The sequence below is a fragment of the Pseudomonas sp. K8 genome, assembly GCF_014889455.1.
GTDB lineage: Bacteria > Pseudomonadota > Gammaproteobacteria > Pseudomonadales > Pseudomonadaceae > Aquipseudomonas > Aquipseudomonas veronii.
In genome coordinates this window covers 1-1,368 of the sequence record NZ_VJWO01000112.1, presented here as the reverse complement: position 1 = coordinate 1,368, position 1,368 = coordinate 1, and the positions used below count along the sequence as shown (strand labels likewise).

Below are 1,368 nucleotides of genomic sequence, written 5' to 3'. Positions count from 1 at the left end.
GGCGGTTGCGGGGTGTGCAAGGTACGCATTCTCAGCGGCGAGTATGTCGCCAAGGTGATGAGCCGCGCCCATGTCAGTGCGGCCGAGCTGTCCGATGGAATCGTGTTGGCCTGCCGTGTTTTACCCGGCAGCGACTTATCGGTCGAGGTCACCGGCAAGATGAAAAAGACCATCGTTAATCCGAAATGAACGGTACATTTTTCCCGGCGCTCAATGAACTGATCGAACAGGCCTGTCGCGTCCTTTGAACACTACGGTTCCCGTTGGGTGAGGCTGAGACAGCCGAACTTCGCCGGGCTGATGCTGATCGTGTCCGCCAAGGGCAGTGGACAGGCCACCGGCGCCGAGTACTTGATCGGCGTCTGCCTGGCCATGGCTTCGGCCTTTTTCTACGCCGTGGCGGCGGCGATCACCAAGCGCCTCAAGGACTTGCCTTGGGCGCCGATGGGCATCACGTCGAAAGTTTTGATAGGCGCGGTGGCCACCTGGTGTGCCGGGCACGATGACCAGCCCTCGGCCGCACGGTGGAACCCGCCTTGTTTTAACCCGCTGTTAGACGATGGAGCGCTGCGCAGGAGAAAATCGCAACTGTTCTTCATCACCTTTCAGCATGGACTGGAGGATCTCGGGGCCGCTCCGACTCAGGAGCGATATTTTCATAGTTGATCCTTGGTGTTCCGGGCGGGGTTGCGGGTGAGCGAAGGGCCTAACGGGGCGTGCCCAGTTCGCGTATCTCGTCGTAGCGAGCCTGCAGTTCCTGACGCTGTTGCCTGCGTAACTGGCCCTGGGCGTAGCGACGGCGCTCGGTCAGCGTGTCAGGCAGCAAGGGGCGCACGGGGCTGGGGCGCCCAGCGGCGTCGACGGCGACCATGGTGAAGTAGCAACTGTTGGTGTGGCGCACGGTACGCTCATGGATATTCTCGGTCATGACCTTCACGCCGATCTCGAGCGAAGTGCGTCCGGTGTAGTTGACTGACGCCAGGAAGGTGACCAGTTCGCCGACGTGGATCGGCTCCTTGAAAATCACCTGGTCAACCGAAAGGGTGACCACGTAACGGCCTGCATAGCGCTTGGCGCAGGCGAACGCCACTTCGTCGAGCATTTTCAACAACGCGCCGCCATGCACGTTGCCGGAGAAGTTGGCTTTGTCGGGGGTCATGAGCACGCTCATGCTCAGTTGGTAGCTGCCGGGTTCCATAGTTTCCTCATCACGGTAGGCATTGTCAGGGGCCCTTGTCGCCATGTAGGTCTGGCGCTTGAGGCTTTGCCTGGGGCGCATGACGTTAACAGCCAGCCGATGGAAGTAGCTATGTAACGAAGTGAAAGAGTGTATTTCGAATAAGTTAAGAATTTACCGCAGTGCGTGTA

General features: G+C 59.5%; 3 protein-coding genes. 2 read left to right on the top strand and 1 reads right to left on the bottom strand.

Going from position 1 to position 1,368, the window contains the following annotated elements; translation table 11 throughout:
- Together INT12_RS30410 and INT12_RS31560 are read left to right on the top strand one after the other, a co-directional pair.
- A partial coding sequence (locus INT12_RS30410) for a 2Fe-2S iron-sulfur cluster-binding protein (protein ID WP_193059170.1) occupies positions 1–189 on the top strand: 189 nt, incomplete at its 5' end.
- A gap of 111 nt (positions 190–300) precedes the next feature.
- Positions 301–666 carry a hypothetical protein gene (locus INT12_RS31560; RefSeq protein WP_226926383.1) on the top strand — a complete coding sequence of 122 codons (366 nt, stop codon included), beginning with the start codon at positions 301–303 and terminating at the stop codon, positions 664–666.
- 40 nt (positions 667–706) lie between these two features.
- Here the strand turns inward: INT12_RS31560 and INT12_RS30400 are convergent, their stop codons facing one another.
- On the bottom strand, positions 707–1,198 hold the full coding sequence (locus INT12_RS30400) for an acyl-CoA thioesterase (protein ID WP_017845634.1): 492 nt from the start codon (positions 1,196–1,198) through the stop codon (positions 707–709).
- Positions 1,199–1,368: the final 170 nt, after the last annotated feature.